This is a genomic window from Neoroseomonas eburnea, from assembly GCF_018129005.1.
Classification (GTDB): domain Bacteria; phylum Pseudomonadota; class Alphaproteobacteria; order Acetobacterales; family Acetobacteraceae; genus Neoroseomonas; species Neoroseomonas eburnea.
Genome location: NZ_JAAEDL010000059.1, coordinates 1 through 16,005 on the forward strand (window position 1 = coordinate 1; position 16,005 = coordinate 16,005).

General features: G+C 70.8%; 17 protein-coding genes. 6 read left to right on the plus strand and 11 right to left on the minus strand.

Features of this window, described 5'->3' with window-relative positions; translation table 11 throughout:
* On the minus strand, positions 1–1,026 hold a 1,026-nt coding region (locus GXW74_RS27070; RefSeq protein WP_211849952.1), incomplete at its 3' end, for a D-alanyl-D-alanine carboxypeptidase family protein.
* A gap of 348 nt (positions 1,027–1,374) precedes the next feature.
* Between GXW74_RS27070 and GXW74_RS27075 the strand changes: the two genes are divergently transcribed.
* The 6 genes from GXW74_RS27075 (at position 1,375) to GXW74_RS27100 (ending at position 6,745) form a co-directional block, all read left to right on the plus strand.
* On the plus strand, positions 1,375–1,875 hold the full coding sequence (locus GXW74_RS27075) for a phasin family protein (RefSeq protein ID WP_211849953.1): 501 nt from the start codon (positions 1,375–1,377) through the stop codon (positions 1,873–1,875).
* 271 nt (positions 1,876–2,146) lie between these two features.
* Positions 2,147–2,491, plus strand: coding sequence for an ATP-dependent Clp protease adapter ClpS (clpS, locus tag GXW74_RS27080; RefSeq protein WP_211849955.1), 345 nt, complete (start codon positions 2,147–2,149; stop codon positions 2,489–2,491).
* Between the two features lie 109 nt (positions 2,492–2,600).
* Entirely contained in the window at positions 2,601–4,943 is a 2,343-nt protein-coding gene (gene clpA / locus GXW74_RS27085; RefSeq protein WP_211849957.1) for an ATP-dependent Clp protease ATP-binding subunit ClpA, read from the plus strand.
* Positions 4,940–5,572, plus strand: a complete 633-nt coding sequence (gene pncA, locus GXW74_RS27090; RefSeq protein WP_211849959.1) for a bifunctional nicotinamidase/pyrazinamidase — start codon at positions 4,940–4,942, stop codon at positions 5,570–5,572. The genes clpA and pncA overlap by 4 nt, the downstream gene beginning before the upstream one ends.
* Before the next feature lie 47 nt (positions 5,573–5,619).
* Entirely contained in the window at positions 5,620–5,952 is a 333-nt protein-coding gene (locus GXW74_RS27095; protein ID WP_338148354.1) for a carboxymuconolactone decarboxylase family protein, read from the plus strand.
* Positions 5,953–5,959: 7 nt separating this feature from the next.
* Positions 5,960–6,745, plus strand: a complete 786-nt coding sequence (locus GXW74_RS27100) for a GIY-YIG nuclease family protein (RefSeq protein WP_211849963.1) — start codon at positions 5,960–5,962, stop codon at positions 6,743–6,745.
* Positions 6,746–6,904: 159 nt separating this feature from the next.
* Here GXW74_RS27100 and GXW74_RS27105 read toward each other — a convergent pair whose 3' ends face one another.
* The 10 genes from GXW74_RS27105 to GXW74_RS27150 form a co-directional block, all read right to left on the minus strand.
* A complete protein-coding gene (locus GXW74_RS27105; protein WP_211849965.1) occupies positions 6,905–7,786 on the minus strand; it encodes a polyphosphate kinase 2 family protein in 882 nt (293 codons plus the stop codon).
* On the minus strand, positions 7,783–9,018 hold the full coding sequence (locus GXW74_RS27110; protein ID WP_211849966.1) for an MFS transporter: 1,236 nt from the start codon (positions 9,016–9,018) through the stop codon (positions 7,783–7,785). The genes GXW74_RS27105 and GXW74_RS27110 overlap by 4 nt, the downstream gene beginning before the upstream one ends.
* Positions 9,018–9,887, minus strand: a complete 870-nt coding sequence (locus GXW74_RS27115; RefSeq protein ID WP_211849969.1) for an endonuclease/exonuclease/phosphatase family protein — start codon at positions 9,885–9,887, stop codon at positions 9,018–9,020. The genes GXW74_RS27110 and GXW74_RS27115 overlap by 1 nt, the downstream gene beginning before the upstream one ends.
* Before the next feature lie 8 nt (positions 9,888–9,895).
* Positions 9,896–11,902 carry a DUF2075 domain-containing protein gene (locus GXW74_RS27120; protein ID WP_211849970.1) on the minus strand — a complete coding sequence of 669 codons (2,007 nt, stop codon included), beginning with the start codon at positions 11,900–11,902 and terminating at the stop codon, positions 9,896–9,898.
* On the minus strand, positions 11,899–12,777 hold the full coding sequence (locus GXW74_RS27125; protein WP_211849971.1) for a DMT family transporter: 879 nt from the start codon (positions 12,775–12,777) through the stop codon (positions 11,899–11,901). The genes GXW74_RS27120 and GXW74_RS27125 overlap by 4 nt, the downstream gene beginning before the upstream one ends.
* A 47-nt stretch (positions 12,778–12,824) precedes the next feature.
* Complete coding sequence (locus GXW74_RS27130; protein WP_211849972.1) at positions 12,825–13,277, minus strand: GNAT family N-acetyltransferase; 453 nt, start codon at positions 13,275–13,277, stop codon at positions 12,825–12,827.
* Positions 13,277–14,437 carry a GNAT family N-acetyltransferase gene (locus GXW74_RS27135; RefSeq protein WP_211849973.1) on the minus strand — a complete coding sequence of 387 codons (1,161 nt, stop codon included), beginning with the start codon at positions 14,435–14,437 and terminating at the stop codon, positions 13,277–13,279. The genes GXW74_RS27130 and GXW74_RS27135 overlap by 1 nt, the downstream gene beginning before the upstream one ends.
* Before the next feature lie 80 nt (positions 14,438–14,517).
* Positions 14,518–14,706: a hypothetical protein gene (locus GXW74_RS27140; RefSeq protein WP_211849974.1), complete on the minus strand. Its 189-nt coding sequence runs from the start codon at positions 14,704–14,706 to the stop codon at positions 14,518–14,520.
* 266 nt (positions 14,707–14,972) lie between these two features.
* Entirely contained in the window at positions 14,973–15,437 is a 465-nt protein-coding gene (locus GXW74_RS27145) for a RidA family protein (RefSeq protein WP_211849975.1), read from the minus strand.
* Positions 15,438–15,488: 51 nt separating this feature from the next.
* Positions 15,489–16,005, minus strand: a 517-nt coding sequence (locus tag GXW74_RS27150) for a TSCPD domain-containing protein (RefSeq protein ID WP_456306998.1), incomplete at its 5' end; no start/stop codon positions are given.

Below are 16,005 nucleotides of genomic sequence, written 5' to 3' on the forward strand. Positions count from 1 at the left end.
GGCCGAGGCGGCGGCGGTGCCCTGGCCGGCGCCGACACGCGCCCTTGTCGGTGCCGAGCGGGTGGCAACGGCCCGGCGATCGACCGTGCCGCGGCCGCGCACCGTGGCGGCCCGCGCCGCGCCGACCGCGCCGCCGCCGGCCATGAGGGAGGAGGGCGGCCGCGCCGCCACGCCGAGCTGCGCGAAGCCCTGGTCCATGAGCGCGCCCATGTGCCGGTCGCGCTCCACCCAGGAGGAGCCGCCCATGGTCACGCCGACCAGGCGCACGCCATCCCGCATCGCCGAGGTGACGATGTTGAAGCCGGAATCGCGGATGAAGCCGGTCTTGATGCCGTCCGCGCCCTCATAATCGCCGAGCATGCGGTTGTGGTTGCGGATCATCTGCCGTCCCCAGGCGAAGTGGACGGTGCTGAAATAGTGGTAGCGGTTCGGGAAGTCCCGCAGCAGCCGCAGGCCGAGCGTCGCCATGTCGCGCGCCGTGGTGACATTGTCCGGGTCCGGCAGGCCGGAGGCGTTGCGGAAGGTGGTGCGCGTCATGCCGATGGCCCGCGCGCGCAGGGTCATGAGCTGGGCGAAACGGTCCTCGCTGCCGCCGAGATGTTCGCCGACCGCGGAAGCGACGTCGTTGGCGCTCTTCGTCACCAGGGCAAGGATCGCCTGCTCGACGGTCAGGGTCATGCCAGGCGGCAGGCCGAGCTTGGAGGGCGGGCGGGAGGCCGCCTCCTCGCTCATGCGGATGGCGGTGTTGAGTTGCACGCGGCCCTCGCGCAGGGCCTCGAACAGCATGTAGAGCGTCATCATCTTGGTGAGGGAGGCGGGGTAGCGCTGCTCGTCCGCATTGGCGGCGATCAGGACATTGCCGTTGCGGGCATCCAGCACCATGGCCGAATAGCGGTCGCTGCCGATCTGCGCCGCGGCCGGGGCCGGCATGAGCCAAGCGGCGATGGCCAGGAGAAACGCCATGGTCGCCTTGCCGACCGCGAGGTCGAGGCGTGGCGCACGCGCCGCGGCGCGGGTAGGCGTCATTGCGGAATCCCCCTTCTGCCCGGTTCGCCCGGGGGGCGCGCCGTAGCACAGCCGGCGGCAAGATAGCCAAGGGGAGCCGGCAGCGTCCAGACCAAAGCGCGGTGAGTTCCTTGCTGGGCAAGGGTTTAGAAACCCTTGTTCCATCTGCCGCTGATGAAGCGCTTCGCAACCTAACCGACACGCCCCCGTCATGTGATGGTGCAGTGCAAAAAAAGCTTGCGATCCGAATCCGAGTCCGTCTACGAAACGGGCATGTTGCAGCGCAGCAAAGCGCCTCGGACCCCCGGGGCGGCGAAGAGGAACGGGGCCACCGCGGCACCCGTCGTCGAGACGGAGAAGGACGAGACCATGGCTGAGACCAAGACGCCTGACGTGAAGAAGATTGCCGCCGAGGGCGCGGCCCAGGCGCAGAAGATCGTGACGGAAGGCGCGGCGCAGGCCCGCGCCGCGATGGAGAAGGGTATGGAGCAGATGTCGAAGGGTGCCGAGGGCCTGATGAAGGCCGCCGAGGAAGCCGCCGAGTTCGGCCGCGGCAACGTCGAGGCCTTCACCAAGGCCGCGCAGACCTGGGCGGTCGGCACGCAGGACCTGGCGCGCCAGGCGATGGCGCTGGCCCAGGGCCTGACCGACCACACGCTCGAGAGCGCCAAGGCGCTGGCGGCCGTGAAGAGCCTGAACGAGGCCGCCGAGGTCCAGGCGAAGTTCGCCAAGGCCGCGCTGGAGAAGGCCGTCGCCGAGTCCGCGAAGCTGCAGGAAGCCGTCTTCAAGCTGACCGAGCAGTCGGTGGCGCCGATCAGCGCCCGCATGACGGTCGCGATGGAGAAGATGTCCAAGCCGCTCGCGGCCTGAGGCATCGAGGACCGGGCCGCCCCCGCCACACTACCCCCTCCCCTCCCGGCGGGGTCGGTCCCTGAAGGGCCCGGTTCCCGGACCTGCCCCGCGAAAGCGGCGGCAGGCCGGGGGCCGGGCCTTTCTTCGTTTCGGTGAACCAATTCGGAGCATCCGGCACATTTTATTGCCGGAACGCGGTCGGGCCTTCACCTCCGGCCGCGCCGTCCGATATCCTGCCATGCGGCGCCGCCCCGTTGCCGGCCGCGCCAAGGGAAACCACTTCTGCGCCATGAGCGATCAGGACAAGCGCCCGGGCGGCGGGCAAGGCGGCGGCGAAGGCCCCCAGACAGGGGTCGTCGTCAAGACGCGCCCGCGTACCAAGAAGCCCGCCATGTACAAGGTGCTGATGCTCAACGACGACTACACGCCCATGGAGTTCGTCGTGCACGTGCTGGAACGCTTCTTCCAGAAGAACCGGGAGGAGGCGACGCGCATCATGCTGCATGTGCACCGGCGCGGCGTCGGCGTCTGCGGCGTCTTCACCTACGAGGTCGCCGAGACGAAGGTCACGCAGGTGATGGATCTGGCGCGCCAGAACCAGCACCCGCTGCAGTGCACCATCGAGAAGGAATAGGGGTCAGGGGTCGCAGAACCCCACGGGGAGGCCCACATCACGTCTGGATACCCGGTGACGCGCACGCCCAACGAGGCCGGCGCGTCACCTAAACGGGAGCGTCACTGATATGCTGTCCCGCAACCTCGAGCAGACGCTCCACCGGGCCCTGGCCCTGGCCAGCGAACGGCGTCACGAATACGCGACACTCGAACACCTGCTGCTCGCCCTGGGCGACGACCAGGACGCCGCCACCGTGCTGCGCGCCTGCGGCGTCGACCTCGACCGGCTGAAGCGGGACCTGGCCGAGTTCCTCGACAAGGACCTCGCCGGGCTGGTGACCGAGCGTGGCGGCGACCCGAAGCCGACCGCCGGCTTCCAGCGCGTCGTGCAGCGCGCCGCGATCCATGTGCAGTCCTCCGGCCGCGACGAGGTGACCGGCGCCAATGTGCTGGTCGCGCTGTTCTCCGAACGCGAGAGCCACGCCGTCTACTTCCTGCAGTTGCAGGACATGACGCGGCTCGACGCGGTGAACTTCATCAGCCACGGCATCGCCAAGGCGCCGGGTCGGTCGCAGCCGAGGCCGGTGCAGGGCTCCCCTTCCGCCGCCGAGGAAAGCGGCGAGAAGGAGGAGAAGCCGCGCGCCGGGCGCGGCCAGGACGCGCTGTCGAACTACTGCGTCAACCTCAACAAGAAGGCGCAGCAGGGCAAGATCGACCCGCTGATCGGGCGCGACCCGGAAATCGAGCGCACCATCCAGATCCTCTGCCGGCGGACCAAGAACAACCCGCTCTATGTGGGCGATCCGGGCGTGGGCAAGACCGCGATCGCCGAGGGCCTCGCCAAGCGCATCGTCGAGGGCGACGTGCCCGAGGTGCTGGCCAAGTCCACCATCTTCGCGCTCGACATGGGCAGCCTGCTTGCCGGCACGCGCTACCGCGGCGATTTCGAGGAACGGCTGAAGGCCGTGGTGCAGGAACTCGAGAACCAGGCGGGTTCGATCCTGTTCATCGACGAGATCCATACGGTGATCGGCGCCGGCGCGACCTCCGGCGGCGCGATGGATGCCTCGAACCTGCTGAAGCCGGCGCTCGCCCAGGGCACGCTGCGCTGCATCGGCTCCACCACCTACAAGGAATACCGCAACTACTTCGAGAAGGACCGCGCGCTGGTCCGCCGCTTCCAGAAGATCGACGTCAACGAGCCGACGGTCGAGGATGCGGTGAAGATCCTCCAGGGCCTCAAGACCAACTACGAGAAGCACCACAAGGTGCGCTACACGCCGGAGGCGATCCGCGCCGCCGTCGAGCTGTCCGCGAAGTACATCCACGACCGCAAGCTGCCGGACAAGGCGATCGACGTGATCGACGAGGTCGGCGCATCCCGCATGCTGCTGCCCGAGGGCAAGCGGCGGAAGACCGTGACGCTGAAGGACGTGGAGGACATCGTCGCCAAGATCGCGCGCATCCCGCCGAAGTCGGTTTCGACCGACGACCGGGAGCAGTTGCGCAACCTGGAGCGCGATCTGAAGGCCATGGTCTTCGGGCAGGACAAGGCGATCGAGGCACTGTCGGCCGCGATCAAGCTGTCCCGGGCCGGGCTGCGCGACCCGGAGAAGCCGATCGGCAACTACCTGTTCTCCGGCCCGACCGGCGTCGGCAAGACCGAGGTGGCGAAGCAGCTTGCCAAGACCCTGGGGATCGAGCTGATACGCTTCGACATGTCGGAATACATGGAACGGCACAGCGTCAGCCGGCTGATCGGCGCGCCGCCGGGCTATGTCGGCTTCGACCAGGGCGGCCTGCTGACCGATGCGATCGACCAGCACCCGCATGCCGTGCTGCTGCTCGATGAGATCGAGAAGGCGCATCAGGATCTATTCAACATCCTGCTGCAGGTGATGGACCACGGGAAGCTGACCGACCACAACGGCAAGACCGTGGATTTCCGCAACGTCATCCTGATCATGACGACCAATGCGGGTGCCTCCGACATGGCGAAGCCGACCATCGGCTTCGAACGCGAGACGCGGGTCGGCGAGGACGAGGAGGCGATCAAGCGCCTCTTCACGCCGGAGTTCCGCAACCGGCTCGACGCCGTCGTGGGCTTCGCGGCGCTGACGCCCGAAATCGTCGGCCGCGTGGTCGAGAAGTTCGTCATGCAGCTCGAGGCGCAGCTCGCCGACCGCAACGTGACGATCGAGCTCTCCTCGGCCGCGAAGGAATGGCTGGCGGAACGCGGCTACGACCCGCTCTACGGCGCGCGGCCGCTGGCCCGCATCATCCAGGAGCATGTGAAGAAGCCGCTGGCGGAGGAGCTGCTGTTCGGCAAGCTCGCCAAGGGCGGCGCGGTGAAGGTGGGCCTCAAGGACGGGGTGCTGACCTTCGACATCATGGAAGCGGCCCCGCCCGCGCTGCCCAAGCCCGAGGAAGGCGAAGGCGACGCGGAGCGCGAGCCCGAGCAGGTGGAATGACGCATCCCGCCACGACGGCGCTGCTCGTCGTGGATGTCCAGAACGACTTCTGCACCGGCGGCGCGCTCGGCGTGCCGCATGGCGAGGATGTGGTGCCGCTGATCAACGCGATCGTCCCGCATTACGGGACGGTCGTGGTGACGCAGGACTGGCACCCGGCGGATCACACTTCCTTCGCGTCGCAGCATCCGGGCCGGCAGCCCTTCGAGACCATCGATATGCCCTACGGGCCGCAGGTGCTGTGGCCGGATCATTGCATCATGGGCAGCCTCGGTGCGGCGCTGCATGACGACCTCGATACCACGCGGGCGCAGCTCATCCTGCGCAAGGGCTGCCATCGCGCGATGGATTCCTATTCGGCGTTGCTCGAGGCCGACCGCGTGACGCGCACCGGCCTGGACGGGTGGCTGAACGCGCGCGGCGTCACCGAGGTGCATGTCTGCGGCCTTGCGACGGATTTCTGCGTCGCCTGGACGGCGCTGGACGCGCGGCGCTTCGGCTTCGGCGTGACCGTCATCGCGGAGGCGTGTCGCGCCATCGACCTCGACGGCAGCCTGGCGCGCGCCTGGGCCGAGATGGAGGCGGCGGGGGTGCGACGCGCCGCGGCGGCGGGTATCCTGGCCGCCTGACGGCGCGATCCCGCGCCGCACGGCAGGGGACGCCGCATATGAGCGCCATCAAGGACTGGTCCGCCTACTCCGCTGCGCTGCGCGAGCGCGGCAAGGAGCTCGGGCAACTGCACCCGGAGATCGTGAAGGGCTTCGTGGCGCTGAACAACGGCGCGGCGAAGACGCAGCACCTCGATGCCAAGACGCGGGAGTTCATCGCGCTCGCCGTCGCCATCACGACGAAATGCGAAGGCTGCATGGACGCGCATGTGCGCAAGGCGCTGGCGGCGGGGGCCACGAAGCAGGAGATCGCGGAGGCGCTGGGGGTGGCGATCGCGCTGAATGCGGGGGCGGCCTTCACCTATGCGCTGCATGCGCTGGATCGGGCGGGGGAAGACTGAGAGCGTCATGCTTCCGCGCACGCTGGCCATAGAGATTCAGGAAGCGCTGGGCGAGTACGTCTATGCGCTCGAAGATCCGCGGGACGGAAAGGTCTTCTATGTCGGCCGCGGCGTTCGTGATCGCGTCCTGCATCACGCGCGGGACGCGCTCGCCGGCGACGAGCCGAGCGCCAAGCTCGACCGTATCCGCGCCATCATCAGCGAGGGAAACGAGCCGCGCGCCTGGATACTCCGTCACCGCCTGGGCCGTCGGACCTCCGCCGCCGAGATGGAGGCGGTCGTCATCGATGTCATGTCGAGATGGCATAGCGAACTGCTGAACGAGGTCCGCGGGGCCGGCACGGAGGACGGCATCCGATCGCTCGAAGGGCTCATTGCCGACCACGGCGCGGAGCCACTGCAGACCGACCGTGCGGCCATCGTGGTGAACATCGGCCGCACCTGGGTCGAGGGCATCACTTACGACAACCTCTGGGACGCAGCACGGAAATGGTGGACGTGCCGGCCCGACGAACGCCGTCCGCCGTCGCGGCTACTCCTCGCCGAGGCCGGCAACATCATCCGCGGAGCGTGGACGATCAGCCTCCCGGCCCGCCGACAGCAGGTGAGGTGGGCCGATCTGGACGACCGGCGCCGGGCCTTCCTTGGCACGGAAGCGTCTTTCGATCCCTTCGTTGCCTGTTGCTTCGACGGACAGCGCGACGCCGAATGGGATGACCTCGTCGGCCGGCACACGCGTCCGCCGGTGTTGCCCCGCTCCTATGGCTCGGCGTTCCGCTACCTGAACTGTTGAACGCCGCCCCATACATCGGCCGCCATACCCGACTGCTGGCATCCGCCTTTTCGTGCCCTCGGGCGCCGGGCGCGGACTTCCGGCTTGCTTGGCTTTGGCGGATCGCCGGCAGGCCGCATTCGCGGCCTCCGCACGAGTCAGTGACTCGTGCCGCCGGCATTACACCAACGCCTTCCGCGCCACCTCCAGCGCCGCCTTCTCCTCCTTCGTCACCCGCGGGTAGTGCAGGTCGAGCCCTTCCAGCGCCTCGACGATCGCCGCCACCACCGCCAGCCGCGTGAACCATTTCTGGTCCGCCGGCACCACGTACCACGGCGCGTGCGGTGCCGCCGTGGCGCGGATCGCCGCGTCGTATGCCTCCATGTAGGCATCCCAGTGCGCCCGCTCCGCCACGTCGTTGGCGGAGAACTTCCAGTTCTTCTCCGGCTCCTCGATGCGCGCGAGGAAGCGGCGCTTCTGCTCCGCCCGGCTGACATTGAGGAAGAACTTCAGCACCACCGTGCCCTGCCGCGCGAGGTAGCGTTCGTAGGCGGCGATATCCTCGAGCCGCTCCTCCCAGATGCGCTTGCCGACCAGGCGCGGCGGCAGCTTCTCGCCGGCCAGCAGATCCGGGTGCACGCGCACCACCAGCACTTCCTCGTACCAGGACCGGTTGTGGATGCCGATGCGCCCGCGCTCGGGCAGCGCGGTGGAATGGCGCCAGAGGAAATCGTGGTCGAGGTCGACCGGGGTCGGCGCCTTGAAGGAATGCACCTGGCAGCCCTGCGGGTTCACGCCGGAGAAGACGTGCTTGATCGCGCCGTCCTTCCCGGCCGCGTCCATCGCCTGGAAGATGCACAGCACCGACCAGCGGTCCTGGGCGTAGAGCATGTCTTGCAGTTCGGACAGGCGATCGACGCCCTTCTGCAGCAACTCGGCCGCATGGTCCTTCTCGAGTTCCAGACCCGCGGTGTCCGCGGGGTCGCGGTCCTTCAGGCGGAAGCCCTTGCCAGCGGTCACCCGGCAGCGGTTCAGAAGCTTCACGGTGCGCCTGTCGATCATCCCGCCCTCCCGCGTGGCGCGACCACGATCCACAGCGCGGTGCCGGCCTGCAACAGGAACGTCATCGACAGCGCGACGCGGTAGCCCGTCGGATCCCACCCGCCCGAAGCCGTGCGCGGCCAGAGATCGATGATCGCCCCGATCCCCGTCTGCAGCGCGAAGACGAGGATCAGCATCGCGAAATTGATGGCGGTGGCCACGCGCCCCTGCAGCTCCGGCGGGAAGCCCTGCCCCATCGCTGCATAGCCGGCGACACCGACCGAACCGCAGAAGGAAAACAGGAACCACACCACCGCGATCCCCCAGAAGCCGGACGGCCCGGCCACCAGCGCCGCCTGCGCCGCCAGGACGCCGCCGATGCCGAGATAGGGGACGAACATCGCCGAGAACCCGCGCGCCTGCGCGAGCGACGCCGCCTGCCCCGTCACCAGGCTGCCCGTCACCAGCCCTGCCGCGTAGATCAGCAGTGCCAGCGCGCGCGGCCCGTCCGCCATGCCGCCGACATCGCGCAGCCAGGGCCCCGCCCAGAGCCCCTGGAAGGTGAAGTTGAGCGCGGAGAGCACCATCACCGCCGGAAGGAAGCGGAGGAAGCCACGATCGCGGAAGATGCGGCCGAATTCGCCGATCTCCCGGACCAGGCTGCGGCGCTCGCTCGCCACCACGTCCGGCGGACGATCCGGCACCACCAGGCGGATCCACAGCGAGACCGCCACGGCGAGCACGGCGAGTACGGCGAAGATGCCCCGCCAGCCCAGCAGCGGCAGCACCCATTGCACCGGCACGGTCGCCGCGACGCCGCCGAGGCCCGCGAAGAACAGCCCCGCCCCCGTCACCGCGGCGACGCGGTGCTTCGGATACCATTGCGTATTGGCCTTGAGCATCGCCATCAGCCCTGCGGCGACGCCAACCCCGGTGATGAGCCGCCCACAGCCGAGCACCAGCACATCCGGCGCCAGGGCGCTGACGACGAAGCCCGCCGCGGCGACGAGCGCGAGCGTGCTCTGCACCCGCCGCGGCCCATGGAGGTCGAGCGCCACGCCGATCGGCAGCTGCGCCGCCGCATAGGCGGCGAAGAAGGTCGCCGCGAGCAGCCCGAGCTCGGAGGCGGACAGCCCGAACTCGATCGCCAGCAGCGGCCCGATCGTCGCCACCAGCGCGCGGTTGCCCTGGTTGAGGAAGTTGATCGCCGCGAGAGGCAGGGTGATGCGGGCGAAGCCCGGGGAGGTCGCCATCAGCGCGGGTCGAGCCGCACGCTGATCGGGCAATGGTCGGAGATGCGGTCGCGCATCGCCGGGTCGCGCTCGGCGTAGAGCAGGACGCGAAAGCTGTCGCGCACCAGCCAGTCGCGTGCCGCACCGCCCAGCAGGATATGGTCGATGAAGCGCCGGGCCCGCCCTTCCTGCGCGAAGCAGGGGTTGCTGAACCCCTCGGTCGGGCTCGCCAGCGGCGCCGCCTCGTTCAGCACGGCGAGGAATTCGTCGCCACGCCCGATCTGCCGGTTGAAGTCGCCGAGGATCGCGAAGGCGATCCCTTCGCGCCGGCGTTCCGCGATCCAGTCGCGCAGGATCTCCGCCTGGCGGCCGAGGTTCTGGCAGTCGCGCGAATTGGGCTCGCGCACCGAGCCCCAGGCGCAGCCGCCGTCGAGATGGACCGAGAGCAGGCGGATCGGCGGGCCATCCCCGGCCCGCACCGTGATGTCCGCGCCGCGGCGCAGCGACCGCCGCGAACGGGGCGCGAGGTCCAACGCCGAGACATCCGGGTTGCGCGTGACGCTGAGGCCGCGCCGCCAGGCGAAGCCGGCGCGCTGGGTATCGGTCTCGGCGGGGAAGTGGAAGTCGTAGCGCGTGGCATCGAAGACACGCGCGGCGGCGAGCGGGCCGTCCACCTCCTGCAGGGCGACGACGTCGGCGGCGAGGCGGTCGGCATAGGCGCGCAGCCTGGCGAAATCCGTCGCCGAGCGCGGCCGCACGGACTCCGGCAGGTCCGGGTGGCCGGCCGGCTTGGTGGTCAGCCACTCGATGTTCCAGGTGGCGATCTTCAGCTCGGCGGCGTCGGCCGGCAGGTCGAGGAGCAGGAGCAGGGCGAGAAGGATGCGGCGCATGGCAAGCTTCATAGCAGCGTCGCGGCATCGGCGCGCGGCGTGCCGGGCGGCGCCTGCCCGAGCGCACGGGCGCCGCATGCATCCAGGTAGCGGGCGATGGCGTCCATCCCGGCGGCGTCGCGGGTGGCGTCGTGGAAGGGATGACCGGCAGCGCTGCCATGCGGCACCCAGATCACCGTCTCGCCCCGCGCGCGGGTCAGCAGCACGCGGTAGGTGTTGAGGACGTAGTGCGCCTCGCGGCGCTCCGCCTGCCAGCGCGTGCCGGCAAAGCGCCGCGCCGCCCAGCCGGCGTTGTCGCGGACCAGGTCGCCGCCCCAGGCCAGACCGGCGACGTCGAGTTCGAGCCCCTGGCAGGCATATTCCGTCGCCGCCGACTCGAGCGCGTCCGAGGCTCGCACATCGGGCCAGCGGTTGAGAAACCAGTCGGGCACATCCTCGGCCGGCACCTCCGCGGCCAGCCCCTCGGCGCGCAGGCGCTTCGCGCCGGAGGAACGCAGCAGCCCCGCGCGGCGTTGCCCGCGCGCGAAGCCGCGCATCGCGTCACGCATGGCATCGAGGCTGCGCGTGACGAAGACCGGAAAATCCGCCGACGCCGCCGCGATCGCCGCCGCACCGGCGGGGTCGTTCGCAAGCACCGCCTCGACCCAGGCGGCGACCGCGGAATCACGCAGCGCGCGCAGCGGCACGGTGAGGTCGAGCGCCGGGTCGATGGTCAGCCATGCCGGGCAAGCCGAGGCCAGCCGCTGCAGCGGATCGGCCCCCGACAGCACGCGCTCGGTCGCCACCGCCCCCCAGCGAGGATCGGCCGCGATAACGCGGCCCCATTCGGCGAGACCCGCCTCCCCCGTGTTGATCTCCTGCCCGTTGCCGATCAGCGCGACGATCACCGCCCAGCCCGGGTGGCGGCTCATGATCTCGAGCGTATGGGCCGGCTCGCCCATGGTCAGGCGGCCGGGGCGGTTCTGCGTGCCGCGGCGCGCCTTGGCCTCGTCCCAGGCGCGCTGGGCCTCGTCGAAGACGATCAGCCGCTCGGGCGGGATGCGCGCGGGATCGAGCGCGCAATCCTCGAGGAAGCGGTGCACGTTCTGGATCGCCGCCTTCACCTCCCGCATCGCCTGGGCCTTGGCGGTGCCGCGGCGCAGGGCGGCATCGCGTGCCAGGGCCTCCCGCAGCACGGCCACCAGGGGCGCGTTGCCGGTCAGGAAGGCGGCGCCTTCCTGCCTCGCCGCGCCGAAGACCGTGTTCAGCCCGCACAGGGTCTTGCCCGCACCGGGTATGCCGGTGACGAAGACCACGCGCTTGGCATGGTCCCGCCGCGCTTGCGCGACGGCACGGGCGATCGCTTCGGAGGTTTCGCGCAGATTGGCGGCATCGGCGCGCGCCTCGGCGATCTCGGCGACGCCGTGGCGGGCGAAGAGCATCGTCGCCGCCTCGACGATGCCCGGCACGGGGCGATAGGGCGCGGCGAGCCACGCCGCGCCGTCGAGCGGCGCGCCGACCGGGACCACGGCCTGCATCCAATCGAACAGGCTTGCCAGCCCATCCGGGCCGCAGGCGACCGGCGGCACCACGCCGTGCCACAGCAGCGGCAGTTGCGGCAGCGGCGTGAATCCGGATGCGCCGCCCGTCACCAGCACCGGCAGGATGGGATGCGCCCGGCTGCCGGCATGGAAGTCGCGCAGGTCGAGCGCGTAGTCCTCGGCCTCCGCCAGCGCGGCCGGCGACCTGTCCTGCTGCTTGAACTCCAGTACCAGGATGGCGCGGTCGGTCAGCACCACGGCGTCGGCGCGCTTTTCCAGCCGCAGCAGATCGTATTCGAGCGCGACGGTCCAACCGGCGCCGCCTGCCATGCGCAGCGCCTCGCGCAGCGCCGTGATGGCATCCTGCCAGGCCGCCTGCTGTTCGGGCGTGCCGGCATAGCCCCGCGCCGCCTGCGCCCCCGCGAGCAGCCCCGCCGTCACCGCGGGGTCCTCCGCCAGCAGCGCGGCGCCGCTGCGCGCCAGCCAGGCCCTCATCTCCCCTCCCCGCGCCTCGGCCAGGTCGCCACCGCGACGCTGCCCATCATCAGCGCGAAGCCGGCCGCATGCGTCGCGGTGAAGGCCTCCCCCAGCAGGGTCACCGCGACCAGCGCCGCGGTACCTGGCAGGAAGGCCGTGAACACGCCCGCCATGCCGGCCGGCACGCGCCGTAGCCCGGCGTACCAGAGCAGCAGGCACAGCACGCTCGCCGTCAGCGAATGGAACAGCAGCAGCCCCGCGAGCGAGGGCGCCGCCAGAGTTGCCGCCGCGCCGATATCCGGCAGCGCGAAGGGGGCGAGCACCGCAGCCGAGAAGGCCTGCATCCAAAGGCTCGCGGTGATCACCGGCACGCGGCCGGCGATGCGCTTGGCCAGCAGCGCATAGGTCGCCTCCCCCAGCACCCCGCCGAAGACCAGCAGGTTGCCGAGCGCCGAGCCGGCCACCCCGCCCGCCGTCCGCGCCAGGGTGATCGCCGCCATGCCGGTCGCTGCCAGCGCGACCGCCGCCCATTGCCGCGTGGGCAGCTTCTCACGCAGGAACAGCGCCCCGCCGATCGCCACCACCGCCGGCAGCGTCGCCAGGACCAGGCCCCCTTCCAGCGCCGTCGTCAGCCGCAGCCCGGCGAGCAGCCCGGCATTGTAGATCGCGGTGCCGAAGAGGGCCTGCAGGGCGAGGTTGCGCAGCACGTCCGGCGCAACGCGAACCGGCCCGTCCAGCCAGCGCGCCAACGGCCACAGCACCAGCATCGCCAGCGCGCAGCGCAGGAAGGCGACCATGGCGATCGGCAATGCCTCCGCCAGCAGCTTCGCCACCGCGACGTTGGCGCCGACCAGCGCCATGGAGAGGGCGAGTTGCAGATAGGCGAGACGCACGGCGCGGAGCCTATCGCGGAAGCGCGCCGCTTCCTACCGCCGCCCGGTCAGGCGATCCGCTTCTCGAAGAAGACGCTGAGCGGGTCAGGCGCGTACCCCTCGAAGGGTCCGATCTCGACGAAGCCGGCGCGGCGGTAAAGCGCCAGCGCGGCATCGCTGCGCGCCCCGGTCTCGAGCCGCAGCACGCGCACGCCACGCGCCCGCGCCACCGCTTCCAGCGCCGCCAGCACCGCGCCGGCGACACCGCCGCCGCGCGCGGCCGGATCCGTCCACATGCGCTTCACCTCGGCCCAGTCGCCCTTGAGCACCACCGCGCCGGTGCCGAGCGCGCGGCCCGCCGCGTCGCGCGCCACGTGGAACAGCACGCCGGGCGCGCGCAGCGCGTCGAGCGGCAGATGGTGGTTGCTCTCGGCCGGGTAGAGGGCGGCGCTGTTGGCCTCGCCGGCTGCCAGCATGGCGCGGATCTCGGGCTGGTCCGGATCCTCGATCGCGATGCGCATCAGTCCTCGCACCCTTTGCGGAAGGGTGAGAGGGTGGCGAGCATCTCGATCTCCCGCAACATGGCCGGTCGTTCCCGTGCGAGGAATTCCTCCACCGCGCGCGACAGGCCCGGATGCGCGATCCAGTGCGCCGAATAGGTCGGCACCGGCAGGTAGCCGCGCTGGATCTTGTGCTCGCCCTGCGCGCCGGCCTCGACGCGACCGATGCCGTGCGCGATCGCGAAGTCCATGGCCATGTAGTAGCAGAGCTCGAAATGCAGGAACGGGACGTCGACCACGGCGCCCCAGTTGCGGCCGTAGATCGCGTCGCGCCCCACCAGGTTCAGCGCGCCGGCCACCGGCTCCCCGTCGCGCTCGGCAACCATCAGCACGACGGCGTCGCCGAGCCTCTCGCCCAGCATCGGCCAGAAGCGCCTGGTCAGATAGGCGCTGCGGCCCCACTTCCTGTCGGTGGTGCTGCGGTAGAAGCGATGGAAGGCGGCCCAGTGGCGGTCGGTGATCTCCGCCCCGCGCAGGCATCGCAGCGTGAGCCCCGCCGCCTGCACCTCGCGGCGCTCGCGCCTCAGCGCCTTGCGCTTGCGCGACGCCAGCGCGCCGAGGAAATCGTCGAAGCGACCGTAGCCCGGGTTGGACCAGTGGAACTGGGTGCCGAGGCGCTGCAGCCAGCCGGCCTCGCCCAGGGCGTCCCACTCCGCCGCCGTGCAGAAGGTGGCATGGACGGAGGAAGCCTCGACCGCCCGGCAGGCCTGCACCAGTCCCTGCGCCAGCGCCGCGGTCGGCACGCCGGCATCCGGCCGCAGCAGCAGCCGCGGCCCGGGCACCGGGCTGAAGGGCACGCAGACCTGCAGCTTCGGGTAGTACCGCCCGCCGGCGCGCTCCAGCGCATCGGCCCAGCCGTGGTCGAAGACGTATTCGCCCTGGGAATGGAACTTCGCATAGCAGGGCGCGCAGGCCACCAGCCGGCCGGCCGCGTCGCGCAGCGCCGCGTGCTGGGGCAGCCAGCCGCGTTCCGGCACGGCGCTGCCGCTGTCCTCGAGGGCGGAGAGGAAGGCATGGCTGACGAAGGGATTGCCGCCCGCGCAGGCATCCCACTCGGCGATCGGGATCTCGGCGATGCGTGGGTGCAGGCTGAGCGAAAGGGGCGGCGATCCGTCGGGCATGCCGACCAATGTCGGTCATGCCGCGGCAGGTGCAAGCGAGACACGCATGCGTCGCATGCGTCCCGCCCGGCGGCGCGCGGCTACACGTAGTCGTTCGCGCGGTGGATGCTGATCGCCCCGAGCAGCATGGCAATTGCGCCGCACACGAACATGAGGACGGCGACGGTCTCCGGTTCCATCGCAGGCAGGCCGGCCGGCAGCGATACCGTCATGCCCTGGGAGCCGAACCCGATATAGGCCCCAAAGCCGGCGGCGCCGAGACCGATCAAGACCGCCAGAACTCCAAGCACCATTGCCGGCAGCCCCCTGGCACACCCGAAACCCAATGGGGGCGATCAGCCACCCCCGGCCCCCCTGGCACGCCGTCAAACACCCAGCCGGTGCCGACTGCCAATATATAGCAGCCGTCCGAAAACCATCTTCACAAGACGTTAACCATGCTATCGACGGCGAGTGTGTCCCGCGCGACACATGCCACCATAGGTAGTCCACGCGCGTCCCGGCACATGGACTTTGTGCTGCGGCCCGCCGGCTATCAGGCGAGTTCGAACATGCCCTCGACCTCCACCGCCGCATCCGCCGGCAACGAGGGCACGCCGATCGTCGAGCGGGCATGACGCCCGGCATCCCCGAAAACCTCCACCGCGAGGTCCGAGGCGCCGTTCATCACCGCCGCGTGCTGCGTGAAGGTCGCCGGCGCGGCGATGAATCCGCCGAGTCGCACCACGCTTCTCACCCGGTCGAGATCCCCCGTCGCCGCCTTGAGCTGCGCCAGCAGGTTGATGAAGCAGAGCCGTGCCGCCTCCCTTCCCTGCTCGGGCGTGACGTCCACGCCGACCTTGCCGGCGTAGGCGACGGCCCCGTCGCGCAGCGGGATCTGCCCCGAGATCACCACCAGCTTACCGGTGACGGCGAAGGGCACGTAGTTGGCGATCGGCGCCGCCGGCGTCGGCAGGGCAATGCCGAGTTCCGTCAGCCGCTGCTCGATGCGTCCCGCCATGGTCTCTCTCCTTGTATGGAAACCGCGCGGCGATCCCGCCGCGCCGGAAGTTCAGGCGGCGTGGCGCCAGGACCGCCCGCGCCGCGGCGCCGGCTGCGCCGGCAGGTCGAGCGGCAGCAGCGGCGGCTGGGTGAGGGCGGGGGCAGCGATGGCCGTCTCCTCCTCGGCCGGGTCGGGCAGGTCGCCGCGACCGAGATAATCCAGCGCAAGCCGGCGGAACGCCCAGTCGAGCACCGAGGTGGCACGGCGGATCGCCGCATCGCCTTCGACCACCCCGCCGGCGCCGGGACTGTAGGCATAGGCCTCGACGAAGGCCGTCAGCGGCAGGCCATGGGTGAGGCCGAGCGAAACCGCCTGGGCCAGCGCCTCCAGCAGCGCGCGGGCCGCGGCACCTTCGCGCGGGGCGGAGAAGGAGATCCCCCGCAGATGGCCACGGTCGTCCTCGGTCGCGCGCAGGGCCACGCGGGCACCGCCGACGGTCACGCGCCAGGTGCGCGCCGCGGCATGGGCGACCGGGCGCGGCGCCGCGCGGCGCGGCGCCTGCGGCGGGGCCGCGAGCGCGAGCGGT